Source organism: Oceanobacillus halophilus, assembly GCF_003628505.1.
Lineage (GTDB): Bacteria > Bacillota > Bacilli > Bacillales > Amphibacillaceae > Oceanobacillus > Oceanobacillus halophilus.
Genome location: NZ_RBZP01000002.1, coordinates 284553 through 310913, shown reverse-complemented (window position 1 = coordinate 310913; position 26361 = coordinate 284553). Strand labels below are relative to the sequence as shown.

General features: G+C 38.2%; 22 protein-coding genes. 17 read left to right on the top strand and 5 right to left on the bottom strand.

Annotated elements, in window-relative coordinates; all coding sequences use genetic code 11:
- Positions 1–4: 4 nt before the first annotated feature.
- The 6 genes from D8M06_RS05445 to D8M06_RS05420 all read left to right on the top strand — a co-directional run bounded on the left by D8M06_RS05445 (position 5) and on the right by D8M06_RS05420 (position 7104).
- Positions 5–1597 carry a long-chain-fatty-acid--CoA ligase gene (locus D8M06_RS05445; protein ID WP_121203359.1) on the top strand — a complete coding sequence of 531 codons (1593 nt, stop codon included), beginning with the start codon at positions 5–7 and terminating at the stop codon, positions 1595–1597.
- A 64-nt stretch (positions 1598–1661) separates the two neighbouring features.
- Positions 1662–2432 (top strand): 3-hydroxyacyl-CoA dehydrogenase, encoded by a 771-nt coding sequence (locus D8M06_RS05440; RefSeq protein WP_121203358.1) that lies wholly within the window; start codon positions 1662–1664, stop codon positions 2430–2432.
- Between the two features lie 638 nt (positions 2433–3070).
- Positions 3071–4222 carry a thiolase family protein gene (locus D8M06_RS05435; protein ID WP_121203357.1) on the top strand — a complete coding sequence of 384 codons (1152 nt, stop codon included), beginning with the start codon at positions 3071–3073 and terminating at the stop codon, positions 4220–4222.
- A gap of 39 nt (positions 4223–4261) precedes the next feature.
- A complete protein-coding gene (locus tag D8M06_RS05430; protein ID WP_121203355.1) occupies positions 4262–5242 on the top strand; it encodes an NAD(P)H-dependent flavin oxidoreductase in 981 nt (326 codons plus the stop codon).
- 33 nt (positions 5243–5275) lie between these two features.
- Positions 5276–6421: an acyl-CoA dehydrogenase family protein gene (locus tag D8M06_RS05425; protein ID WP_121203353.1), complete on the top strand. Its 1146-nt coding sequence runs from the start codon at positions 5276–5278 to the stop codon at positions 6419–6421.
- A 155-nt stretch (positions 6422–6576) separates the two neighbouring features.
- The gene (locus D8M06_RS05420; RefSeq protein ID WP_121203352.1) at positions 6577–7104 is read left to right on the top strand and encodes a hypothetical protein; all 528 of its coding nucleotides are present in this window, start codon (positions 6577–6579) and stop codon (positions 7102–7104) included.
- 282 nt (positions 7105–7386) lie between these two features.
- Here D8M06_RS05420 and D8M06_RS05415 read toward each other — a convergent pair whose 3' ends face one another.
- Together D8M06_RS05415 and D8M06_RS05410 are read right to left on the bottom strand one after the other, a co-directional pair.
- Positions 7387–8103, bottom strand: a complete 717-nt coding sequence (locus D8M06_RS05415) for an anti-sigma factor (RefSeq protein WP_121203350.1) — start codon at positions 8101–8103, stop codon at positions 7387–7389.
- Positions 8093–8677: an RNA polymerase sigma factor gene (locus D8M06_RS05410; protein WP_121203348.1), complete on the bottom strand. Its 585-nt coding sequence runs from the start codon at positions 8675–8677 to the stop codon at positions 8093–8095. The genes D8M06_RS05415 and D8M06_RS05410 overlap by 11 nt, the downstream gene beginning before the upstream one ends.
- A gap of 161 nt (positions 8678–8838) precedes the next feature.
- Between D8M06_RS05410 and D8M06_RS05405 the strand changes: the two genes are divergently transcribed.
- From D8M06_RS05405 to D8M06_RS05380, 6 genes are all read left to right on the top strand, one after another.
- Positions 8839–9990: a COG1470 family protein gene (locus D8M06_RS05405; protein WP_121203346.1), complete on the top strand. Its 1152-nt coding sequence runs from the start codon at positions 8839–8841 to the stop codon at positions 9988–9990.
- A gap of 2 nt (positions 9991–9992) precedes the next feature.
- The gene (locus D8M06_RS05400) at positions 9993–10937 is read left to right on the top strand and encodes an ABC transporter ATP-binding protein (protein WP_121203345.1); all 945 of its coding nucleotides are present in this window, start codon (positions 9993–9995) and stop codon (positions 10935–10937) included.
- Between the two features lie 50 nt (positions 10938–10987).
- The gene (locus tag D8M06_RS05395) at positions 10988–11986 is read left to right on the top strand and encodes an ABC transporter permease (protein ID WP_170150259.1); all 999 of its coding nucleotides are present in this window, start codon (positions 10988–10990) and stop codon (positions 11984–11986) included.
- A 132-nt stretch (positions 11987–12118) separates the two neighbouring features.
- The gene (locus D8M06_RS05390) at positions 12119–12940 is read left to right on the top strand and encodes an aldo/keto reductase (RefSeq protein WP_158591731.1); all 822 of its coding nucleotides are present in this window, start codon (positions 12119–12121) and stop codon (positions 12938–12940) included.
- Positions 12941–13647: 707 nt separating this feature from the next.
- Entirely contained in the window at positions 13648–13947 is a 300-nt protein-coding gene (locus D8M06_RS05385) for an iron-sulfur cluster assembly accessory protein (protein WP_121203342.1), read from the top strand.
- A 111-nt stretch (positions 13948–14058) separates the two neighbouring features.
- Positions 14059–14346: a hypothetical protein gene (locus D8M06_RS05380; RefSeq protein ID WP_121203341.1), complete on the top strand. Its 288-nt coding sequence runs from the start codon at positions 14059–14061 to the stop codon at positions 14344–14346.
- A gap of 68 nt (positions 14347–14414) precedes the next feature.
- Here D8M06_RS05380 and D8M06_RS05375 read toward each other — a convergent pair whose 3' ends face one another.
- Complete coding sequence (locus D8M06_RS05375) at positions 14415–16511, bottom strand: RNA degradosome polyphosphate kinase (protein ID WP_121203339.1); 2097 nt, start codon at positions 16509–16511, stop codon at positions 14415–14417.
- A gap of 115 nt (positions 16512–16626) precedes the next feature.
- Positions 16627–18159, bottom strand: a complete 1533-nt coding sequence (gene ppx / locus D8M06_RS05370; RefSeq protein WP_121203337.1) for an exopolyphosphatase — start codon at positions 18157–18159, stop codon at positions 16627–16629.
- Between the two features lie 348 nt (positions 18160–18507).
- On the opposite strand from ppx, the gene D8M06_RS05365 reads away from it, so the two are divergent.
- Positions 18508–20403: a PrkA family serine protein kinase gene (locus D8M06_RS05365; protein WP_121203336.1), complete on the top strand. Its 1896-nt coding sequence runs from the start codon at positions 18508–18510 to the stop codon at positions 20401–20403.
- Between the two features lie 263 nt (positions 20404–20666).
- The gene (yhbH, locus tag D8M06_RS05360) at positions 20667–21833 is read left to right on the top strand and encodes a sporulation protein YhbH (RefSeq protein WP_121203334.1); all 1167 of its coding nucleotides are present in this window, start codon (positions 20667–20669) and stop codon (positions 21831–21833) included.
- 199 nt (positions 21834–22032) lie between these two features.
- On the opposite strand, the gene ymzB is transcribed toward yhbH, so the two are convergent.
- Positions 22033–22383, bottom strand: a complete 351-nt coding sequence (gene ymzB / locus D8M06_RS05355; protein ID WP_121203333.1) for a protein YmzB — start codon at positions 22381–22383, stop codon at positions 22033–22035.
- Between the two features lie 135 nt (positions 22384–22518).
- Here ymzB and D8M06_RS05350 point away from each other — a divergent pair, with 135 nt between their 5' ends.
- From D8M06_RS05350 to D8M06_RS05340, 3 genes are all read left to right on the top strand, one after another.
- Positions 22519–23925 (top strand): SpoVR family protein, encoded by a 1407-nt coding sequence (locus D8M06_RS05350; protein ID WP_121203565.1) that lies wholly within the window; start codon positions 22519–22521, stop codon positions 23923–23925.
- Between the two features lie 217 nt (positions 23926–24142).
- The gene (locus D8M06_RS05345) at positions 24143–25063 is read left to right on the top strand and encodes a LysR family transcriptional regulator (RefSeq protein WP_121203564.1); all 921 of its coding nucleotides are present in this window, start codon (positions 24143–24145) and stop codon (positions 25061–25063) included.
- 99 nt (positions 25064–25162) lie between these two features.
- Positions 25163–26296, top strand: a complete 1134-nt coding sequence (locus D8M06_RS05340) for a 5-methyltetrahydropteroyltriglutamate--homocysteine S-methyltransferase (protein WP_121203332.1) — start codon at positions 25163–25165, stop codon at positions 26294–26296.
- The last annotated feature ends 65 nt before the right edge of the window (positions 26297–26361 follow it).

Here is a 26361-nt window from a genome sequence, read left to right as displayed (position 1 = left end):
CATTATGTTTACCCCATTGACTCCACTAGACTGGAAGCGAAGAGCAGTAAAATATTATCCGGAAAAGGTAGCTATTATCGATGAAGATAAGGAATTTACGTACAAGGAATTTGGTGAACGAACCGATAAATTAGCAATTGCCTTATCTGAAGCTGGAATTAAAGAAGGCGACCATGTTGCGGTAATGCTTCCAAATACGCATTATATGCTGGAGAGCTTTTATGGTATTTGCCAGCTTGGTGCGGTAATGGTTCCGTTAAACTATCGAATTTCAGCTTCTGATATGGAATATATTATTAATCATAGTGATGCAAAAATGTTAATTGTTGATGAGGAATTTGCAGCACCTATTGAAGAAATTGTTGATAATCTCTCCTTAGAACAAATCATCCTAGTCCCTGTGGAAGGACAGAAATCTTCTCTTAAAAGCATAGAATACGATTCTTTTCTACAACATGCAAAAGCAACTACACCTCCAGAAGTAGAGATTGATGAAAATCAATTACTAACCTTGAACTACACCAGTGGAACGACTTCAAAGCCTAAAGGCGTGATGCAAACCCATCGCAGTAACTACATCAACGCAGCCAACTTTATGAATCACTTAGATGTCAAACATAATGATGTTTACCTTCATACATTGCCTATGTTCCATGCAAATGGCTGGGGCGGTGTTTGGGCTATAACAGCAGCAGGGGCAACTCATGTTTGTTTACGAAAAGTGGATCCGCCGCTAATTCTTGATTTATTCGAGCAAAAAGGCATCAGCTTACTATGTGGAGCACCGACCGTTGTTAATATGCTAGTGAACGATCCAAAAGCAAAAGAAACGAAGGTGACAACGAAGCCTCGTATGGGTACAGCAGGCTCACCGCCAGCTGCAGCATTGATTCAAAAAGCGCAGGAAATTCTAGGTCTCAACATGATTCATGTCTACGGATTAACGGAGACAGCTCCATTTATTTTGTATTGTGAGTGGAAATCCGACTTTGATTCGAAATCTGCGGATGACCAAGCGACTATTAAAGCAAGGCAGGGGATTGAGCTTGCATTTAATGGAGAAACGAAAGTGATCAGGCAAGATGATGGAGAAGAAGTTGCCTGGAATGGAGAGGAATTAGGTGAAATTGTCACTCGCGGTAATGTTGTGATGAAAGGGTATTATAAGGACCCAGAAAAGACGGCAGAGGCAATAAAAGATGGCTGGTTCCATACGGGTGATTTAGCGGTAACTCATCCAGATGGATATATCGAAATTCGCGACCGTGTGAAAGATTTAATTATTTCTGGTGGAGAAAACATCTCTTCTACAGAGGTGGAAGGCGTTTTATACAAGCATCCGGATGTCCTGGAAGTAGCGGTTATTGCTGTCCCAAATGAAAAATGGGGGGAAGTGCCAAAAGCAATTATTGTTCTGAAACCTGATGCGAAGGTGAGTGAGCAGGATATTATTGATTACTGCAGAGATAATATGGCCCATTTTAAGGCACCGAAAGAGGTGGAGTTTGTAGAAAGTTTACCAAAAACGGCAACAGGTAAATTGCAGAAGTTCCGCTTACGTGAAATGCATTGGGGAAGTGCCAAGAAAGTTAATTAACGAATCAACATGTGCCCCTGGATGATTATTCAGGGGCTAATTTAATAGAATGAGGTGAATTCGGATGAAAATAGAAGAAGTTTCTGCCGTGGTTACTGGAGGAGCATCAGGATTGGGAGAGGCAACGGTCCGAAATATTGCTGCACATGGTGGAAAGGTAACTATTTTTGATTTACAGGAAGAAAGAGGGAAGCAATTAGCAGAGGAATTGGGTGAACATGTTTTCTTCGTTCGAACCGATGTAACGGACGGTGCAAGTGTGGAGGCAGCCTTAGAAAAGGTAAAGAAGGAGCACAATAAAGTAAATGTACTGGTAAATTGTGCTGGAATTGCAATTGCTGAGAAAACGTATAGTCAGAAAAAAGGAATTCATTCGTTAGATTCCTTTTCCAACGTCATTCAGGTAAATTTAATTGGAACATTTAATACGATACGCCTTACTGCAGAGAAAATGAGTGAAAATGAACCGAATGATAAAGGAGAGCGTGGTGTCATTATTAATACCGCTTCTGTTGCAGCCTTTGAAGGGCAAATTGGTCAGGCTGCATATAGTGCTTCTAAAGGCGGAGTGGCTGGAATGACCTTGCCGATTGCAAGAGATTTAGCAAGTGTTGGTGTTAGGGTAATGACGATTGCACCGGGACTATTTGAAACACCTATGTTTGCAGGATTGCCTGATGCTGCAAGAGAAGAACTTGGTAAAATGGTCCCGTTTCCACAAAGACTTGGGTCCCCTGATGAATACGGGCAATTGGCAAAAAGCATTATTGAAAACCCAATGTTAAACGGAGAAATCATTCGATTAGATGGTGCCATTCGAATGCAGCCAAGGTAGAGATGACATTAAATGTATGGACCGTATAGTAGTTTGTGCAGTGTTATCGCTACGGAAATACACTTACGCTTTCCGCGGGCGGCTGTTGAGCCTCCTCATACTGTCGCACTGCGGGGTCTCACCGATGCCTCTCATCCCGCAGGACAAGAAACACTTCGGCAGCGAAACATTGCACGCAGAAAGAAGTGGTCTACTTTTTTCAAGAAGTCTCCGTGTATTTCCTCCGCTAATCTTGAGTATTGTAATGCACAAACACGTTTTCTGGGTGTGTTTTCCATTAGTTGATTTATAGAAAAGCTTGTTGATTGGAGCAGAAATTTAATGAGCACATATATCGTGCTTAAAAAGAAAAAAGAAAATTATCATTGAGGCTGGGACATAACTAAAGTGTTTAATTCAGAAAACGAACAATGTGCTACATAGCGGAGGAAATATACGTAGACTCCTGCGGGAAGAAGAGCATCGGTGAGACTGCGTAGTGCGGCAGCACGAAGGAGGCTCACCAGCTCCCCGCGGAAAGCGAAGTATATTTCCGGAGCGGTATTTATGCACCGATCCACCAATCATGTTCGGGTTTTCCTTTGAGAAAATACTTTTGTCCCAGCCTCAATAAATCAAAGAATGAGAGGAGCATTTTCATGCGTGAAGCAGTCATTGTAGAAGCAGTCCGAACCCCCGTAGGAAAAAGAAATGGATCACTAAGTACCATTCGTGCAGAAAATCTAGCTGCAAAGCCATTAAAGGAAGTAGTAAAGAGAGCTGGTATTTCTCCAAGTGAAGTGGAAGATGTCATATTAGGTTGTGTATCTCAGGTGGGGGAACAATCTTTTGATATTGCTAGAATCGCTGCTCTTCAAGCTGGATATCCGATAGACGTACCAGGAACTACGATTGATCGACAGTGTGGATCCAGTCAGCAGGCCGTTCATTTCGCTGCTCAGGCAATTATAAGTGGGGACATGGACGTAGTTGTCGCAGGTGGAATTGAAAATATGTCACGTGTCCCTATTGGTTCCAATCGTTTAAACATTGATTTTAGTGAAGAACTTACATCTCAGTACGAAATGATCCATCAAGGGTTGTCTGCTGATCGTATTGCTGATAATTGGGGTTTTTCCAGAAAAGAATTAGACACTTTTTCTTTAGAAAGCCATCAAAAAGCAATTAAGGCAAGAAAAGAAGGAAGATTTGATAAAGAAATCATGCCTATCAAAGTTGCTATGGATGATGGCTCGACGGTAGTTGTCAAAGAGGATGAAGGGCCTAGAGAAAATTCCAGTCTGGAAAAGTTGGGAAGTTTGAAGCCTGCTTTTAATGAAGATGGAAATATTACGGCAGGTAACTCCAGTCAGATTAGTGATGGGGCAAATGCCATTTTATTAATGTCCCGAGAAAAAGCGGAAGCATTGGGATTAAAGCCAAGATTTCGGGTTTTAGCTCGTACCGTAGTTGGCTCTGATCCAACCTTAATACTTACAGGTCCTATACCAGCTACTAAAAAAGTACTGCAAAAAGTGGGCCTTACTATGGATGATATAGATGTTTTTGAAGTGAACGAAGCTTTTGCGTCCGTTCCATTAGCATGGTTGAAGGAGACAGGAGCAGACCCTAAAAAATTGAATCCAAATGGTGGTGCCATTGCTTTAGGGCATCCATTAGGTGCTAGCGGTGGTCGTTTAATGATTACGATGATGAATGAACTGGAAAGAACAGGTGGACGTTACGGACTTCAAACCATGTGTGAAGGGCATGGAATGGCTAATGCAACAATCATTGAAAGATTAGATTAATAGTGATTTGAAAATTTATTGGTAGAGGAGCTTATAAAAATGCGAAACGAAGTAATCGAACAGTTAAAAAATTCCGTGGAACTGCCGGTAATTATGGCACCGATGTTTATAATCAGTAATCCAAAAATGGTGATAAATGCATGTACTTCAGGAATCATCGGGACCTTTCCTGCTCTCAACGCAAGGTCTGGAGAAATCTTGGAAAATTGGATGGAAGAGATTACAACAGAGCTGGAAACACAAAAACAGTTACATCCTGATCAAAAGATTGCCCCATGGGGAATCAATTTTATTGTCCATAAGTCCAACAAACGATATGTAGAAGATCTTCAATTAATCGAAAAATATCAGCCACCTGTTGTTATTACATCTCTGGGTGATCCTAGTCAAGTAGTGGATATTGTTCATGGCTATGGTGGGGTTGTTTTTTCCGACGTGATTAATATTAAATTTGCGAAAAAAGCCATCGAAAAGGGAGCAGATGGACTCGTTCTTGTTGCAAGTGGTGCAGGGGGACACGGTGGCACGTATAATCCTATTCCGTTTGTCCATGAAGTGAGAGAGTTTTTTGATGGACCAATCGCTTTGTCTGGAGGAATGAGCAAAGGGGAAGATATTCTCTTAACGGAAGTGTTAGGAGCTGATTTTGCCTATATTGGAACACGTTTTATCCCATCAGAAGAAAGTCTTGCTAAAGATGCCTATAAAGAAATGATTGTTGATTCATCCATTGAGGATATTACGTATACAGATGCTTTCAGCGGGATTAATGCAAATTACCTCGTTCCTAGTATTATCAATGCGGGGCTCGATCCTAGTAATCTGCAAAAGAAGGAAAAGATAGATTTCTCCCAGAACAGGAATGACGTAAAAGCTTGGAAGGACATTTGGGGTGCGGGTCAAGGAGTAGGTCCCATTACCAAGATTCAAACGGTAGCAGAAATAGTAGAAGAACTGAAGCAAGATTATGAAAACGCAATCCATAAAGTCTCTAAAAAAAATACAGAAGTACAACAATAAGTAGTTCATTTACTAATAGAAAGGGGCTTTAGAATGAGACGTCCTTTTTTAAAAGAGGAGCATGAAATATTTCGTGCTTCTCTAAGAAAGTTTTTGGAAAAGGAAGCATATCCTTTTTTTGAACAATGGGAAGAGAAAAAACAAATTCCCAGGTCATTTTGGGAGAAAGCTGGAAACCAAGGTTTTTTATGTCCGCAAGTCAAAGAGGAATATGGTGGCGTTCATGCAGATTTTGCTTATTCCGTTGTCATTTTGGAAGAGCTAGAGAAGGTTGGAACGGGATTAGTGGGGATGGGTTTGCATAATGATATCGTTATTCCCTATATTGAAGCTTTTGGGACGAAGGAGCAGAAAGAACGTTGGCTTCCGAAAGCTGTAACTGGTGAAATGATCTCCGCTATTGCCATGACAGAGCCTGGAGCTGGTTCTGATTTAGCCAATATTAAAACAACAGCAATAAAAGACGGAAATGAGTATGTCCTAAATGGAGAAAAAACGTTTATAACAAATGGTAGCTCTGCTGATTTGGTCATTGTTGTTTGTAAAACCGATCCTCAAGTAAATCCTACGCATAGAGGCATCAGTTTGATTGCCGTGGAAGCAGGAACACCTGGATTTACGAAAGGAAAAAAACTAAAAAAGGCTGGCCAACATTCGAGTGATACTAGTGAACTAATTTTTGAAGATGCACGAGTTCCTGCAAATAATTTATTAGGGGAAGCAGGAAAAGGTTTTTATTATTTGATGGATAAACTGCAGCAAGAGCGGTTAGTAGTTGCAATCCAATCAATGACTGCTGCAGAAAAAATGCTGGAGATAACTACTGATTATGTGAAACAACGTAAAGCATTTGGCAGGAGCATTAGCAAGTTCCAAAATACCCAGTTTAAGTTAGCTGAGTTGAAAACAGAAATTCAAATCGGTAGAACTTTCGTAGACAGACTAGCGGAAGAACATATGGCAGGGACTGATATCGTAAGTGAAGTATCCATGGCAAAATGGTGGACAACGGATTTACAGCAAAAGGTAGCAGTAGAGTGTTTACAGCTCCATGGTGGCTACGGTTATATGGAAGAATATGAGATTGCTAGAAGGTATCGGGATGCTGCCGTCACCTCGATTTATGCTGGTACGAATGAGATTATGAAGGGAATTATTGCTAAGAATATGGAGTTGTGACTACTTCTATAGTCAACCTTTTTTGACTTTAATATAATCTAAATAGTTGAATCATTTAATCTTTGTGATTCAACTGTTTTAAAATACTAAGGAATATATTTTTCCCAAATATGAATGAATAACTGGTATAATAGAAAAAGATTGGAGGTTTCGAGTTGGAAAAAGTACTAGATCAAATATTAAATGAATTGAAAGGTATAAGGGAAGGTCAAGAGAGGTTAGAAACTAGAGTCGGGCACCTAGAAATAGGTCAAGATCGAATGGGGGGAAAAGTCGATTCCATAGATGAAAGACAAGAAAGATTAGAATCAAAAGTAAGTTCCATAGATGAAAGACAAGAAAGATTAGAATCAAAAGTAAGTTCTATAGATGAAAGACAAGAAAGATTAGAATCAAAAGTAAGTTCCATAGACGAAAGACAAGTAAGATTAGAATCAAAAGTAAGTTCCATAGATGTAAGACAAGAAAGATTAGAAGGAAAAGTCAATTCTGTTGATATAAAGGTAGACAATCTAAAAACATCATTGATAGAAGGTTTTGCTCCTTATTTCAAAAATGTTGAAAAACACATAGATAATTCTAATGAAAAGATTCTTAACACAATTCAGAAACAGCAAGACTCTATTGATCTTCTCTCAACCCGCTCCATCCAACAAGAAGCAGAAATTAAAGCTATGGAATGAGTATTAAAAAATCAGTAATGGTTAAAATAAGTTTTCATGGTACATTTTTTATGTAACAAATCAACAAGTTTTATTTTCTCTTTTAGTCCCCATATTTTAGATAATCTGCAACTTGTTTTTCTCTCAATAGTTAGGACAAATCCTCATTACAAATTTTGTGTTTTACCTAACTTTCAGTGACTTGGAAGTTAGATATTGCGTATAATTTGCACGAAAATATCCACAAATAAGGAAAATACTATATCCACAAATAAGGGGAAGATAATTTTCTTCCCCTTATATTCAATCCTCATACCCCACCGGCACAACAAACGTCTCCGGCCCAGTAGGTACCACACTTCCGCCAAGTGGTTCTACACTAGCTTTAAGCAATTTCAGTTGCTCCACATCTTTTCCTTTAAAGAATACACGTGATGCGCCGTCCTGAATCGAAAGAAGTTCTCCATCCATTTCGTCATCCTTATATACAATCCATAATTGATAATCATGGTCAGGTAGATGATTTAAACCGTCTACTTCCAGCAACATTTCATGCGTAGAATCATTGATCCATAAGTTACCAGAAACATCCATAAAGTCTGCAACCGGAATAACTGCGACTTGTTTTGTCTGCGATTGGTTCAATATATCTTCTTCAATATTTTCATTATGTGCAATCTGATAGGAGTGGTTTGTTGCTGGGTTATAAAAAATCAAGCCCATTGCGAGAAAGAAGATAGCTGCAGCACTGCTTATTGCAAAAGTTATCACTAGGCTCTTTCTCTTTCGTTTCACAGGTTGCTTCGTCTCTTGAAAATCCTTCCAGACTTTTTCTTTAACAGAATCAGTAGGTTGTTCGCTTGGTTGTTTGGAAAAAATTTGCTTCCAACTTTCAAATTCTGTTCGACAAGCTTCACATCTATTTATATGCTGTAATACATCATCACGCTTTTCATTAGAAATATTTCCTAACGCTAACTCAATCATCCATTCTTCTGGTACGTGCTTGTTATAACTCATGTCTATTTCCACCTCCACTAGATTCGGTCCAATTAAATATGGATTTTTGCTTCCTTAGATTACGCAGTCCGTACCGAATGAGGGATTTTACCGAACCTAATGGCTTTTTCATTATTTCCGCAATTTCTTTATGAGTCTCACCTGCGAAATAGGATCTGTAGATGGCTTCGCGTTGTGGTTTTGGTAGATGTACAAGCGCGTCATGAATGAGATGATTTTCAATTTCCTTCAAAAACTGCAAATCTACTCCTTGCACTTCCTGAAGAGATAGTTTTTCTAGCTTTTCAATTAATAGAGGTTTTTTCTTCCGTAAGCGATCAATCGATCGGCTTTTTGTTTTGACTGCCAGCCATGCTCTGACACTTCCTTTGTCTGGTTGGTATTGAGATGATTTTTGAAAGACTTCTAAAAATACATCATGGCACACATCTTCCGCTTCTATCCTATTTCCAGTGACCTGATAAGCAATATTGAAAATAAAAGCACTGTATTTTTCATAGAAAGGATCGAATGCATCACGTGAGCCACGGCTAATTTGTTTTAACAGTTCTACGCTTTCCTGGTTATCATCCACAATAATCGCCCCCTTTACATATTTCTATCTATTTTAAATAGACGTTTTAATTCCGCATTAGGTTTCTACAAAAATAATAAAAAATTTTTTTCAAAAAAACAAATCCAAATCCAATTCTCCACCGTATCCATTATGAAAATATACGAGAGAGGATGATTGGAATGTTTAAGAAACTACTAACTACTTTGACGCTTATTGTGACGATAAGCTTACTGATAGGAGGGAATACGGCTTTTGCGCAGGTGACCTTGTATACGCCTTACACGGGGCTTTCGGCAACACCTGGGGAAACGATTGATTACACGATTGATGTGATCAATAATGAATCATCTATCCAAAATATAACGTTTGATGTCGAAGGTTTACCAGAAGGCTGGTCTCATAAAATTACAGCAAATGGAAGCGCCATCGAACAGCTTTCTGTTCGGGAAGGCAGTGAAGAACAAATTACATTGGAAGTTACCGTGCCATTAGAAATTGAGCAGGCGGATTATGAATTTCGTTTAGTTGCAACGGATCAAGGTGGCAGTACATCGGAGTTACCTTTTCTTGTAAAACTGACAGAAGAAGGAACGTTTGCAACGGAGTTTAATGTCGATCAGCCGAATTTACAGGGATCAACAGATTCTTCTTTCTCCTTTTCTGCCACATTAAGAAACCGTACAGCAGAGGAACAGAACTATGCACTGACTGGGAATGCACCTGAAGGTTGGGGTGTGGCCTTTAAATCTGGAAGTGACAAGGTTACTTCTGTGACGGTAGAACCCAATAGCGAAAAAGATGTAACGGTCGACGTGACACCTCCAGAAAATGCTAGTGCCGACACCTATGAAATTGGGGTTGCTGCGGCAGGAAGCGGTACATCTGCTGAAACAACCTTAGAGGCCGTTATTACAGGGTCTTATGGGATTAATGTAACAACACCAAAAGGTAATTTGAATACCGATATCACATCTGGCGGAGATAAAGTCATTGATTTAGTAATAGAAAATACAGGAACTGCTCCGCTAACTGAAGTAGAGCTTTCTGCTTCTACACCAACGGATTGGGAATCTGAATTTGATACAAGCACGATTCCAGAAATTGCGCCAGGCGAATCAGCAACCGTAAAAGCAACATTAACTGCATCGGATGAAGCGATTGCTGGGGATTATGTCACTACTTTTACCGCTTCTGCTGAAGAAACGTCAGCAGATACCGATTTTAGAGTATCGGTTGAAACATCAACATTATGGGGAATTATTGGCATTGTCATCATTTTAGGAGTCGCTTTTGGATTGTATTACATTATTAGAAAATATGGGAGGAGATAAAGGTGGCCACTCCAATTATTGAGCTGGAAAACGTCAGTAAACAGTATGATGACCAATTTGCCGTAAATAATTTGTCTCTTTCCATTCCTAAAGGGGAAATTTTCGGGTTGCTGGGTCCGAATGGTGCCGGAAAAACAACGACTATTTTGATGATGCTGGGTCTTAGTGAGCCAACGTCAGGGAAAATTCGGGTTTCCGGTATTGATTCGATTCGGCGGCCAATTGAAGTCAAACGGATTGTTGGTTACCTGCCTGATAATCTCGGATTTTATCAAAACATGACTGGCCTAGAAAATCTGCTTTATACAGCGGAATTGAATAATATACCCAAACAAACAGCAAGAGAAAGAGCCGATTATTTACTGGAAAAGGTCAATTTAACCGAATCCGCCAGTAAGAAGACAGGAAAATATTCTCGCGGGATGAAACAGCGACTCGGCTTAGCTGATGTACTGATGAAAAATCCGGATGTTGTCATTCTGGATGAACCAACTTTAGGTATTGACCCTGAAGGTGTTCGGGAGCTTTTGAAAATGATTCGAAAACTGAGTGAAGAAGAGGGAATAACGGTACTTTTATCTTCGCATCATTTGCATCAAGTTCAGCAAATTTGTGACCGAGTTGGTATCTTCGTGAAAGGAAAGCTTTTGGCTGATGGAAATATAGAAAGTCTGGCCAATCAGTTATTTAAAGAGCAATCCTTCGTTATCCATGTGAATGCCTCCCCGATAGATGAAACCTTAATACAAGAAATAAAGGAGATTCCTCATGTAAAAGAGGCCGTGAAGACAAAATCTGGTCTGGATGTTTATTGCAAGGAAGATGTTAGCCCGGCTATTAGTCGTTCCATTATTGATTCAGGTGCATCTTTATATCAAATCAGTAATAAAGACTTTGGACTGGATGAAATATATCATCGCTATTTTGAAGGGCGTGAGCAAACATGAACATGGCGAATGTAAAAGAAAAACTAAGATTTAATGGTCTCGGGAAATTTATGGATGAAAATAGGAAAGAAAGCGCGCAAAATGATAATCGCCAGGCTTTTATGGCGATTGTACGCAAAGAATTCACGGATTCTATCAGAAGCTGGCGAATTACTATTTTATTAACGATTATTTTATTGGCGTGCTTTGGCTCTTTATATACGGCGGTGACAGCCATAACGAGCACCATGGATAGTGGAGCTGCTGAAGAATTTGGTAACGATTCTTATTTATTCTTGCAGTTATTTACCATATCAGATGGGACCCTTCCTTCATTTATTACGTTTGTTGGATTTCTCGGCCCATTGTTTGGAATTGCATTAGGGTTTGATGCGATAAACTCGGAGCGTAACCGAGGAACACTAAGCAGGCTCATGTCTCAGCCAATTCCTAGGGATTATGTGTTGAATGCAAAATTTGTTGCTGCATTATTATTGAACATTGTTTTGTTCTTCTCCCTTGGATTTATTGTCATGGCTCTGGGAATCTTGATTTTGGGCATTCCGCCAACCTTAGAAGAATTTTTGCGTATCTTTAGTTTTCTTATTCTGTGTATTGTTTACATTGCTTTTTGGCTGAACTTAGGAATCTTATTTTCGACGGTCTTTAAAAATTCCGCAACTTCCGCCTTATCCAGTATTGCGGTATGGATCTTTTTCAATATCTTTTATTCGATGATTGTTCAACTGTTATCACGTTCTATCATGAATCCAGCTCAACTGACCAGCATGGAAGATGTTGTCAGTCGTCAGGGGACGGTACTGAATTTAATGCGGATTTCACCGAACTACTTATTTAATGAGTCAACGACCATTCTTTTATCGCCATCCGTTCGCAGCCTTGGCCCATTAACCATGGAGCAAGCATCTGGAGCAGTTGCTGGTCCATTACCACTTAGCCAAAGTTTACTACTTATTTGGCCACAGCTCACCGGATTAATTGCTGCAACTTTGATTTGTTTTGCGATTGCTTATGTTATTTTTATGCGTCAGGAAATACGGTCGAATTAATTGTACATCCAGCTATCTTTTGGAAGGAGATAGCTGGGGTGAATTTGGTCTAAAAAGTTCCTTTATGTGAAGGTATAAACGTTTGTATGGTAAAATTAGGATAGATTTTCATTTAGAAATGGAGGCTTCAGAATGATAACAAACCTACAAGATACTGTCACACTTAACAATGGAGTGAAAATGCCTGGTTTCGGACTCGGTGTTTATAAAGCTTCAATGGAGGAAACGGTCCATTCGGTAAAAACAGCTCTTCAACACGGTTACAGACATATTGATACGGCTTCTTACTATCAAAATGAAGAAGGAGTAGGGAAAGCAATCAAAGAGTCAGGTATTCCGAGAGAAGAAATTTTTGTCACCTCTAAGGTATGGAATGAACAGCAAGGCTATGAAAATACATTAAAAGCCTTTGATGAAAGTTTACAAAAACTGGATTTAGATTATCTGGACTTATATCTTGTTCATTGGCCAGTGTCTGGGAAATATAAAGATACGTGGCGAGCATTGGAAAAATTGTATACGGATGGAAAAGTCCGGGCGATTGGAGTCAGCAATTTCCAAGCGTATCATTTGGAAGATTTATTAAAGGATGCAAAAGTGAAACCAGTCATTAACCAGGTCGAGTATCATCCGCATCTAACACAGTTGGAAGTAAAAGAGTTTTGTGAAAAAGAAGATATTCAGTTAGAAGCATGGTCGCCACTGAAAAAAGGAAGATTATTAGATGTGCCATTACTTGTGCAACTTGCTGAAAAATATGGCAAAACTCCAGCACAAATAATTTTACGCTGGGATGTGCAAAATAATGTCATCACCATTCCAAAATCAGTGAAAGAAGAACGAATAGTAGAAAATGCGGATATCTTTGATTTTGCTTTAACAGATGAGGAAATGCAGCAAATCAATGATTTAAATATGGATGACAGAAGCGGTCCAAATCCGGATGATTTTTAATATAGAAAGGTTCGTTTGTATCCTTTTTGCTTTTTAAACGTCGTAGTTGATACAAACTCCTTATTTAATGAAAAAAACTGCTTTATATCCGCTACGGAAATACACTACGCTTTCCGCGGGCGCTGCTGAGCCTACTCCGAGCTATCGCTCTCCGTAGTCTCACCTAGGCTTTTCTTCCCGCAGGATAAGGAACGCTTCGGCAGCGAAACATCGCACGCAGAAAAAAGTGGTCTTCTTTTTTCAAGGAGTCTCCGTGCATTTCCTCCGCTATGTTGCCTGCTCTACTTGTATAATCTAGAATATGCTGTTTTTAAGAATCATTACTGTCTTATTCGTGATTTCATGAGCTATAACCTCAAAAATATTATGAACTTAACAGAGGGAGGCAGAATACGGAGACTCCTCGAAAATGAAAGACCACATTTTCTCCGTGCGATGCTTTGCTGACGTAGCCTTCCTTGTCCTGCGGGAAATGCACCTTTCCAAAGGCCCCGTAGCGAGGGAACTACTTTGATTAAGCTTCTTTGACCCTTGCGCCGAGCAGCATTTCATGAGAAAAACTATGCACTAATAAACGGAATATATTTCCGGACCGTGTATACGCTAAAACTGAAAATATTAAGAGCAGAGCAGTTTTCATTAGATGACATTCTATCTACATTTATGCCATAATAAATAACAGACTTACTTGATTGGAGATAGAAAAAATGAAAGTAAAAATTAATCGCAATGCAGCTAAGCAATTGAAAAAGATGCTGGAAACAGATGAAGCACAGGGAAAAATGATTCGTATCTACATTTCGCATATGCATGGGGATCATGCGCATTATGGAATTTCCTATGATACTCCACAAGAACATGATGAAATTGTCAAAACAGATAAGGATATCGATATCCTTCTTGACTCACGTGAAGAATTTCTAGACGGAATCTGGATTCAATATTTCCATGTAAATGATGAAGGATTTGTTATCACGAACCCTTCAAAAGGTGGACATCATCACTAATAGACAAGGAACCTAGCATAGAGTTGCAAGGGTTCCTTTTTGCTGTGCATTTAGCTAATGATATGATTGGTGAAGAACAAGATAACATGATACAGAATGGTGGGAGTAGGAGTGAGAGTTTTATTAGAATTACTGCGGATCATCATTATTTTCGGTATCCTCAGCGCATTGGGATGGGCAGCTATAGAATATATTTATAGGATCTATGAAGCAACGGAAACTTATTCTTGGCTAGGTGCAGTAGCTATTTTTTTACTTCTTTTTGTATTGTATAGGAATAAGCTACAATTTTCCGGGTGGTATAAAGGCAAAGCGAAACTTCCTAAAACTATAACTGTAATCTTATTAGTGAGTTCTGTAGTATTATTGATTTTACCATTGGTTCTAGGTTCTTTATAGATTTAGTAACGGAAAAAATGACGCATGTTTTCATACGTCATTTTTTACACGAACATGTAATTGAACTTTCATTCTTCATCTTCCAACACATTATAAGCCATTTCGTACAACATCATTTGACTGTCAATGATGGGTTCATCCTGTTTTGCACGTACATAATGGTAGGTTCCATCCTCTTTTTGTTCTCTTGCTTTCACATTATCGTGTAGGGTGATCGATAATATTTCTTTGATTCGCTCTTTTATATTTTTTTCATAAATAGGAAAAAGTAATTCCACCCGTTTGGCCATATTTCGTGTCATTAAGTCAGCGGATGAGAGGAAAATGCGCTCATCTCCATTGCTGTGAAAATAATAAATGCGACTATGTTCCAGGAATCGCCCGACAATACTGCGGACACGGATATTTTCACTGACACGGGGAATACCTGGCTTGAGACAACAAATTCCGCGAACAATTAAGTCAATTTTAACCCCTGCTTGGGAGGCTTCATAAAATTTCTTGATAATTTCTTTATCTGTTAAGGAGTTCATTTTTGCAATGATATGTCCATTTCCTTTTTGCTTATGAAAAGAAATCTCTTCATTAACATAGCGGATGAAATCTCTTCTTATCTCAAAGGGTGCCATGGAAATATGATGGAAATCTGGCCTTTCAGTGAAACCGCTTATATAATTGAAAAAGTTCGTGGCATCAATCCCAAATTTCCGTTTCGTTGTAATAAGTCCCATATCTGTGTAGGTCTCTGCGGTTTTATCATTATAATTACCAGTTCCTAAATGGACAAAACGCTCAATTTTCTTCTTGCGTTTCCTAACAATAAGTGTGATTTTACTGTGTGTTTTGAGAAAATTCATTCCATAAATGACATGGCAGCCAACTTTTTCTAGTTCCTTTGCCCACTGGACATTTTTTTCCTCATCAAATCTTGCTTTTAATTCTACTAAGACAGTTACCTGTTTCCCATTTTCGGCAGCTTGTTTTAACCCCTGAATAATTGGAGAATATCCGCTAACCCGGTACAGTGTTTGTTTGATGGCAAGGACGTCTGTGTCTTCTGCAGCTTCTGTAATCATTTCCGCAACAGGTTCAAAGGATTCATAAGGATGATGAAGGAGGATATCACGTTTTTTAGCGGCCTCAAAAATATTTTCATCCAATCCAATGTCCTGTGGGTGTTGTGGAATCATGGCTTGATAAACTAAGTGCTCCTTATCTGACTGTACTTCTTTACAAAAGCCAAATAGGAAGGTTAAATCTAATGGACCATCTACAATGTATAAATCATTCTCATGAATTTCCAGCACTCTCAACAGAAAGCGGACAACTTCTTTATCATATTTTCCTTCACGAACTTCTAAACGAACGGCTGCACCCCATTTGCGTTTCTTCAGCTCCTTTTCAATCTCTTTTAATAAATCCCTTGCACCTTCTTCATGAATTGTCATATCTGCATTGCGGGTAATGCGAAATTCAGTAATAGATTTTACGTGATAACCTTTAAATAATTTATATAGGTAATGAGAAATAATATCTTCTAATAAAATATATCGATTTGACTGACCAACTTGAACATATCGATCTAATAATGCTGGTACTTGAACAATGGCATTTTTCTTTTTATTTTCCATATCAACAGTGTCTTCCAATACAATACCTAAGTTAATTGATTTATTCATCAGCATGGGGAAGGGGTGATAGGCATCGATAGCGAGTGGTGTTAAAACAGGAAAAATTTGTTCATCAAAAAAGGTTTCAAGATTTGTTTTTTCTTCTGAAGATAAATCATCCATAGAAACAAGGGAAATATTTTCTTGTTGATCTAATATGTCTACTAAGCTTTGATATCCTTTGTATTGTTGTTGTACTAAAATATGATTTTGATCGGCAATAGCTTTTAATTGCTGTTTGGGTGTTAGTCCTGCTTTATTTTCCGGTTTATTAAAGTCTGCTTTTACCTGGTCTTTTAACCCTGCAACCCTGACCATAAAGAATTCATCCAAATTAGAAGAACAAATTGCGATAAATTTGAAGCGTTCCAATAAGGGATTCTTTGTATCGAACGCTTCATCAAGTACCCGTTTATTAAATGCTAACCAACTAAGCTCACGGTTGTTGTAAAACAGTGGATTGTCTAAATTCACTCCGTTAGCAATGTTTTCCATTTTCTTCCCCCTTACTTGTTAAGAATGAAAAATAAAATAAGGACTAAAATGTTTGTAAACGTTCCTTGCATACAGAAAAAGACGAGAGACACCTTCTTATTAAAATGAGAAGATTTTAGTTTGGCACATCCAGGAATTCTAGTTCAATCGTTTGATGAAGCGCCTTTTCTAGATGTCTTTTTTGTTTCTTAGTTTGATATTCCTCCGGTTTGTAGTCTTTGTTACCATAAATTTTCATCTGAATGGTTTCTCCGTTAAAGGTAATATCCACATCCTGTACAACCTGCCTTTTTGTAGCATCCAAACAATATGTAAATTTTATCATGGCACCTAATAATCCTAACTTCTTTCTTTCTTCCTTTAAAAACCAGTTTTTAAACGGAGAAATAAATTGTTTGAAAACAGTTTTGTTCTTATATGAAGCAATAAGTGCAAGCTTTAGACGGTCAATATGCATAAGCCCATCAATTGTTCGGTTGGCAAGCAAGTAAAAGGTATGCTGTGCACTCGATTCTGAATCAATGTATTCGCCTAAATTGTATACAAAACATGCACGTTCAAGCATTGCCCAATCATCTTGTGTCAGTGAACCTATCCCTTTTTCTTTTAATCCAACAAAAAATTTACGTGTTAATAATTGGATATGCTGTATTTGTTCTATATTTAGAGTATATTCATGAACTAACTCCTGAATGCTGTCTTGTAATACATTTGGGTATAGATTGTATTTTAAATCCCGTGTTAGCCTCTCGTAGAAGACACCGTCTCTTAGCCCTTTTCTGCTTAGGATAAAGCCTTTGGCATCAATCATGTCGTATAAACTGTGAAAAACAGCAATTGCCGGAACAATGGTATCCGTACGATCACTCGATAATCCTTCCACCTTTTCTAATTCTTCCTTCTTCATCGGAACTAAAAGATTTAAGACTTTTGCAATATCACTATCGTTCATTTTATATTGGTGCAATCCGGCGAGTGGATATTTTCTAATACTTTGATCAATTTGAGCTAGATTCCTGGCACTACCGCCTATGCCGATTAATGGAACCTGTTTGCCTTTTAACCACCCAAGGCTATGGAATTGTTCCAACAAAAAATGTCTTAATCTTGTAACAGCCTGTTCATTGGATTTACTCTCGCTAAAAAATTTCTGTAACGTTAAGGCACCAAAGGGAAAACTATGTGACTCCAAGAGTATGCGGTCTTTGAAATAAGTGACTTCTGTACTCCCACCACCAATATCTACCGTTATTCCTTCGGTTAGTGAAGTGGAGTTTACGACGGATAAGTATCCATAAAAGGCTTCTTCTTTTTCAGATAATACTCGCATATCCCAGCCAATTTGTTCTTTTACTCTCTGTTGAATGGTCTTTTGATTCTTTGCTTGCCGTATAGTAGCAGTTGCCACACAAATTAAGTCTGTTAAAGAGTAGGTTTTTACTACTTCTTTAAAACTTCTAAGGGTAGTAATCATTTTGCTAATACCAGCTTCCGTTAAGAAGCTTTTCTCATCAAGTGAATTGCGTAACCTGGCAACCGACTTCACATTCTCCACTTCATGAAGCCGTCCGGAGTTAACTTGAGAATAAATAACTAAACGCATCGTATTAGACCCTATATCTATAACTGCATAATAATTCTTTTGCATGAAATCACCTCTTGTAATGTTTGTTATACAACCGAAATTGGAATTCGTGCATATTTAGAAAACCAACAAACCTAATGTTTCGAAAGAATTTCATTTTGACAAACAACTTACCCTCACTATAACAGCTGCAAAATTCACTGTCACATCAATCGTAGTATAGGCCTCAACAACAGACAAAATTCAACTAAATCTAGCAAATATTTCCCAGGTAATAATAATTAGGGGAGAAGAATGGTGAATGGTTCCCTTTTCTGTTTTTCGCACGAAGAAATTTGAACTTGCTATGAATGATATAGGATATGCCTGCATATGCTTTAGAAACCGCAGTAATAATGGAGGGGTATATAGATGGATATTCTAGGTAAGGTGAGGAGCTACCGAGAAAACGAAGAGAACTTAAGATGGGAAGGCACCTTTGCAGAATACTTAGAAATTTTAAGGGAAAGACCAGAAGTCGCTCAGCCAGCTCATTCACGTGTGTATAACATGATAAAAGATGCCGGGATTGAAGAAGTTGATGGAAGAAAAGTATATAAATTTTTTGATAAAGAAATCTATGGCTTAGAAGAGGCTTTGGAAAGATTAGTAGAAGAATATTTCCATCCAGCTGCCAAAAGACTGGATGTAAGGAAACGAATTTTGTTATTAATGGGTCCAGTTAGTGGTGGGAAATCTACTATTGTAAGCATGTTAAAAAGAGGGATGGAACAATATTCGAGAACAGATGCTGGTGCAGTATATGCAATAAAAGGTTGCCCTATGCATGAGGATCCGCTTCATTTAATTCCTCATCATTTACGAGATGAATTTCAGGAAGAATATGGTATACGGATTGAAGGTAGTTTGTCTCCTCTTAATACGATGCGTCTGGAAAAAGAGTATGGTGGCCGAATTGAAGAGGTGATGGTGGAACGTATCTTTTTCTCGGAAGATAAGCGTGTGGGAATTGGAACTTTTAGCCCGTCTGATCCAAAATCACAGGACATAGCCGATCTTACAGGAAGTATTGACTTTTCTACGATAGCGGAGTACGGCTCAGAATCAGACCCAAGGGCATATCGCTTTGACGGAGAGTTAAATAAGGCAAACCGTGGGATGATGGAATTCCAGGAAATATTAAAGTCCGATGAAAAATTCTTATGGCATTTATTATCGCTTACCCAGGAAGGGAACTTTAAGGCTGGAAGATTCGCCCTCATAAGCGCTGATGAACTCATCGTAGCGCACACTAACGAGGCAGAATATCGGTCGTTTATTGCCAATAAAAAGAATGAAGCCTTACATTCACGGATTATTGTCATGCCAATCCCGTATAATTTACGGGTAGATGAGGAAGAGAAGATTTATGAAAAGATGATTAAGACAAGTGACATGTCTCATGTACATGTTGCGCCACATGCCTTAAGAGTAGCTGCTATCTTTTCTGTATTAACAAGATTAAAAGAATCGAAGAAACAAGGAATAGATTTATTGAAGAAATTGCGGTTGTATAATGGAGAAAGTGTCGAAGGATTTAACGACATTGATGTGGATGAATTACGGAAAGAATATTCAGATGAAGGAATGGATGGGATTGATCCTCGTTATGTTATCAATCGTATTTCTTCAACTATTATTAGGAAAGAGGTTCCATCCATTAATGCGCTTGATGTGCTGCGTTCGCTAAAAGATGGGCTTGATGCACATCCATCCATTTCTAAAGAAGATAAAGAGAAATATATGAATTATATTGCTATCGCTAGAAAAGAATATGATGAAATTGCGAAGAAAGAAGTACAAAAAGCATTTGTTTATTCTTATGAAGAATCAGCGAAGACGTTAATGGATAATTATCTGGATAACGTAGAAGCATACTGTAATCATAATAAACTGAGAGATCCACTTACTGGAGAAGAAATGAATCCAGATGAAAAACTCATGCGGTCTATTGAGGAGCAAATTGGAATTTCAGAAAATGCAAAGAAAGCATTCCGTGAAGAAATTCTCATTCGTCTGTCTGCATTTGCCCGTAAAGGCAAGCGCTTTGATTATAATTCACACGAGCGTTTGCGTGAAGCAATTCAGAAGAAACTGTTTGCTGATCTAAAAGATGTAGTGAAAATTACTACGTCCTCGAAAACACCAGATGAATCACAGCTCAAGAAGGTTAATGAGGTGATTGCACGATTAATTGATGAATATGGGTATAATTCTACCTCTGCAAATGACTTACTGCGCTATGTAGGTAGCTTGCTAAATCGATAGAGTTAGATAGAAAAAAAGGAAAAGTAGCACAGGTTTATAAAAAAACAAGACTAATGGGAAAGATTAGTCTTGTTTTTTTCCTTAATCAGGTCTAAGAATTTTTGTCCAATTAAGGGCTATTGCACTTTTTTAGTGTCTATATTTTAAAAAAATAGCAATAACTTATTTTAACTTGCATATGATAAATAAAGTAATCTAGTTACTTTTAAAAACTCTATTTAAGAGAAAAATACAGAAAATTCAAATAAAAGGAGAGGGTCGTATTGTCGGATAAACGCAAAACGAACTTTGTTGTCTCTCAGGAAGACTGGTCTCTCCATCGTAAGGGCTATCAGGATCAACAACGTCATATTGATAAAGTGAAGGATGCGATCAAAAATAATTTACCAGATTTAATTACAGAAGAAAGCATTATTATGTCAAATGGCCGTGAAGTAGTCAAAATACCTATTCGCTCTCTTGATGAGTATAAGATTCGCTACAACTATAATAAAAATAAGCATGTTGGCCAAGGCGATGGTGATAGTCAAGTAGGCGATGTGATTGCAAGGGAACCAGGTAAAGGTGACCAGGCAGGAAAAGGCCAAGGCAAAAAGGCTGGTGATCAGCCAGGTTCCGATTACTATGAAGCAGAGGTGTCTATTGAAGAAGTAGAGGAAGCTCTTTTTAAAGACCTTGAGCTGCCAAATCTACAGCAAAAAGAACAGGATGAGATTGTTGTAGAAGATATTGAATTTAATGATGTTCGTAAAAAAGGACTAATGGGTAATATTGATAAGAAACGAACCATTTTAACTGCATTAAAACGAAATGCAAGAGAAGGAAAAACATCGATTGCGCCAATTTACAATGATGATTTACGGTTTAAGACTTGGAATGAAGTAATAAAACCGGAATCAAAAGCGGTTGTCCTAGCAATGATGGATACCAGTGCGTCGATGGGGACATTTGAAAAATATATGGCTAGAAGTTTTTTCTTCTGGATGACGCGGTTCTTACGTACAAAATACGAATCGGTCGAAATTGAGTTTATTGCCCACCATACCGAGGCAAAGGTTGTTTCAGAAGACGATTTCTTTAACAAAGGTGAAAGTGGGGGAACAATCTGTTCATCCGCCTATAGGAAAGCATTAGAACTTATTGAAGATAAATATAATCCTTCCCGTTATAACATTTATCCATTCCATTTTTCCGATGGAGAAAATATTACGTCTGATAATGCAAAATGTATTGATTTGGTGAATGAAATAATGGATGTCTCTGCAATCTTTGGCTACGGTGAAGTCAATGGTTATAACCGTTATTCCACATTGATGAATGCCTACCGAACGATTGAAGATCCAAAGTTCAGGCATTATATTTTAAAAGAAAAACGTGATGTATATCATGCGATGAAAACGTTCTTTGTAAAAGAAGAGGCAGCAGTCTAAGTTGTTTTTGGAACTTCCCCTGAAATTTGGGGAAGTTTTGTTTTGGTTGTTGTGGGGAATGTAACGTTGATATGACGAGATTTTCTAAATAAGTGCTATTCAAGGAATGTGCAGGAATCATCAAGAATCAGCAGCAAATAATCCATAATAACCACTACTCGGATCTAAGGAAATCGGCCTAACTAAAGCCGATTTCCTATCATTGCACAACTTCTATCGTATAAACTCCTCTGGATGTACTAACGATAAATCGAGAACCATCAAATTCGTAAAGAGCAGAATCTTCTAGTGGAATTTCATATAGTTCGGATGGAAGGGACTGATAATTATTCATTGTCGTTTCAATGACACCACTTCCATTTAGATTTAAGGAATACATTGGCTCATAATCATCGATTCTTCTTGTGTCTTTGGAATAGGAAATGGCACTTAAATCCATAAGGGTTTCATCAAAATCATCTAATTCATGTTTGACGATTTTAATCTTTCGTCCGTTCCAATGTCTAATTAATTCATTGAATTCTTCTACTGATAAAAAATGCTGGTCCATGTAATATCCCTCCTGTACTTAAAGTTTCCTTGTTGTTAGAAAATCATACAGATATAAATATGTTTTCGAGGTTCATTATTCATGACTTGTATCATAAAATATATAAAGCGATTTTGGAGGGGATCATTCTTGACGATGACAAAGGAGCTTACTTACGCGATTGAGGAAATCACAGAAATTGCGTCTGATTTTGGACTCGATTTTTACCCGATGCGCTACGAAATATGCCCTGCTGATATTATTTATACATTTGGTGCATACGGGATGCCGACGCGTTTTTCACACTGGAGTTTTGGGAAACAGTTTCACCGCATGAAATTACAATATGATCTTGGGCTGAGTCAGATTTATGAACTGGTTATTAATTCTGATCCTTGTTACGCATTTTTACTCAATACCAATTCACTTATTCAAAACAAACTTATCATTGCGCATGTCTTGGCACACTGTGATTTTTTCAAAAACAATGTCCGTTTCTCGAATACAAGACGGGATATGGTTGAGAGTATGACGGCAACTGCTGAGCGCATTGCCGATTATGAAATGATGTATGGAAAAGAAGAAGTGGAACAATTTTTAGATGCAGTTTTATCTATCCAGGAACATATTGATCCATCCATTGTCTCATCTAAGTTATCTTATGATGAATTGGAAGAGGAATTAGAAGAAGAGGAAGTAGTAAGAAAGACAGAGTTTGATGATCTATGGAATTTGGATAAGAAGCCGCAGAAAGAGAAACCGATAAACAGGAAGAAAAATCGGAAATTCCCACCTGTACCGGAAAAAGATTTGCTATTATTTATTGAAGAGCACAGTCGCGAGCTAGAAGATTGGCAAAGGGACATATTAACGATGATGCGAGAGGAGATGCTTTACTTCTGGCCACAGCTGGAAACGAAAATCATGAATGAAGGATGGGCATCGTATTGGCATCAGAGAATTTTAAGAGAAATGGATCTCACCACTGAAGAGACAATTGAGTTTTCCAAATTAAATGCTGGTGTAGTGCAACCATCTAAGACACAAATTAATCCGTATTACTTAGGATTGAAGATCTTTGAGGATATTGAAAAACGATACGATAATCCAACAGATGAAATGAAAGAACTTGGTTATGAACCTGGAAGCGGAAGAAAAAAGATTTTTGAAGTGAGAGAAATTGAATCGGATATCTCCTTTATACGAAATTATTTAACAAAAGAACTTGTAAACCGTGAAGATATGTACCTTTTTGAGAAAAAGGGAAGAGATTATCGCATTACGCAAAAGGATTATGAACAGGTAAGAGATCAACTCGTGTCGATGAGAGTGAATGGTGGATTCCCTTATATTACGGTTGATAATGGGGATTACAATCGTAATGGAGAACTGTATCTCATGCACAACTATGAAGGAATTGAACTGGACCTCCATTATTTAGAGCATGTCCTTCCATACATCTATCAATTATGGGGAAGAAATGTCCATATGGAAACGGTGATAGAAGGAAAGAAAATTATCTTCATGTACGATGGGAATAAGGTGACAAAGCGAAATTTATAAATGAAAGAAGAGCTTGGGAGCAGCATACCAAGCTCTTTTATTATCTCAAAATTCGACAAAAACCGGGGAGTGACAGGTACCTCATAGTTTTTGCAGAATGCAGACTCCGTGAGATACCTGGAGTTTGGCGTTCGACAAAAATCGGGAGGTGACAGGCACCGAAGCGGAAGTGTGGTATAATTCGGATTAATATACAATGAAAGAAAAGGGATTTGAGATGACATTACAACAATTAAAGTATGTGATTGAAGTGGCGAGGAGCCGTTCGATTAGTAAGGCGGCGCAAAGTTTGTTTATTAGTCAGCCAAGCCTGTCAAATGCATTAAAAGAGCTGGAGAAGGAAATAGGGATAACGATTTTTTCCCGAACGAATAAGGGGATTATGATTACAACGGAAGGTTCGGAGTTTTTAGGGTATGCAAGGCAGGTGGTAGAACAGGCGGAGCTTTTGGAGAATCGCTATTCCAATACGCAATCACCTCAGCAGCATTTTTCTGTATCAGCACAGCACTATGCTTTTGTGGTGAGTGCCTTTGTAAGGTTGCTAAAAACGTATGATCGAGAAGAGTACGAATTCACTCTAAGAGAAACAAGAACCTATGAAATCATTGATGATGTAAAGAATTTGCGAAGTGAAATTGGTGTTTTATATATGAATGAGTTTAATAAAAAGGTTATTCAAAAGTTTCTTAGGGAAGGGAATTTAGCATTTCATGAGTTGTTCGTTGCTGAACCACATGTTTTTATAAGTTCAACCAACCCACTAGTGAACCAGGAGTATGTGACATTATCAGATTTACTTCCATACCCATATTTGTCTTATGAACAAGGCGATTATAATTCTTTTTATTTTTCCGAGGAGATTTTAAGTACGCTTTCCAGGCCAAAAAATATTCGGGTTAGTGATCGAGCGACTTTATTCAACTTACTTATTGGATTAAATGGTTATACCATTTCCACAGGTGTTATCAGCAGTGAATTAAATGGGGATGATATTGTTGCGGTTCCTTTAAAAGTGGATGAGCGGATTACGATTGGATACATTACCCATAAGGATGTCAGAAACAGTACATTGGCGGATATTTATCTTGACTATTTAAAAGAAACAATTGCAGAAGAAAGAGCACGTCTACCATAGTTTAAAGCTATAGCAAGGGATAGATTTTAGGTGTTACCTTATACTGACACTTCCATGCTACACTGGTTTTACATTACATTCTGAAAAGGAGAGGTTTAGATGGGAGTAGAAGTAAAAGCGGGGAAAAGGTCTGTTGCACCATTTCGTTTTGATAATGTAGGAAGTTTTTTGCGTCCTGAAAAATTAAAAAAAGCACGTGCAGCTTTTGCTGGAGGAAGCCTTTCACAAAGTGAATTAAAAACAATTGAAGACGAATGTATTGCTGAGTTAATTCAAAAACAAAAAGACGTCGGTCTAGGAGCTATTACAGACGGAGAATTCCGCCGTTCCTGGTGGCATTTGGATTTTATGTGGGGATTAAACGGAGTAAGTAAGGAATCAATCGATAAAGGCTATGCTTTTCACCATGAAGAAACACGGGCAGAAACAGCTCGTTTAACTGGGAAAATCAGTGGTGAAAACCATCCATTTGTGGAACATTTCTCGTTTATCCAACAGTATGCCACAGATGAAGTAGTAGCAAGACAAACTATTCCGGCGCCGGCGCAATTTTTATCAGAATTGCAGCGTCCTGAAAATATTGGAGTAACAAAGCAGGTTTATCCGGATATAGAAGAACTTGTTACTGATATCGCCACTGCTTATCAGACCGTTATTAAGGATTTATACAATGCTGGCTGTCGCAGTGTTCAATTAGATGATTGTACATGGGGAATGCTGGTTGATAAAAATTATTGGGAAACACGTCACGATGATGCAACAGTGGAAGATGTCGGAGGGCTATTTTTGCGCGTCAATAATTTAGCAATTGAAAACCTTCCTGAAGATTTAGTGGTAACAACACATGTTTGCCGTGGAAACTATCATTCTAGCTGGGCTTCTTCTGGCGGATATGATCCAATTGCGGATATTTTATTTGCGAAAGAAAATGTTTGTGCCTATTATTTGGAGTTTGATACAGAGCGGGCTGGCGATTTCGAACCACTGGAGAGTGTATCTGAGGACAAGCTTGTAGTTCTTGGTCTTTTCTCTTCTAAAACTGGTGAATTAGAAGAAAAAGAGGCGATTAAAGCTCGTATTGAAGAAGCTGCTAAATATGTGGACATTAACCGTCTATGTATTAGCCCACAGTGCGGTTTCGCATCAACAGAAGAGGGCAATATTTTAACGGAAGAACAGCAATGGAATAAATTGCGTTTAATAAAAGAAGTAGCAGATGAGGTTTGGGGATAAGCTGTTGCAGACAAGGACTGTGAGCAAGCATTCAACCGATAGAAACAAAGTACTGAAGCCAGTAA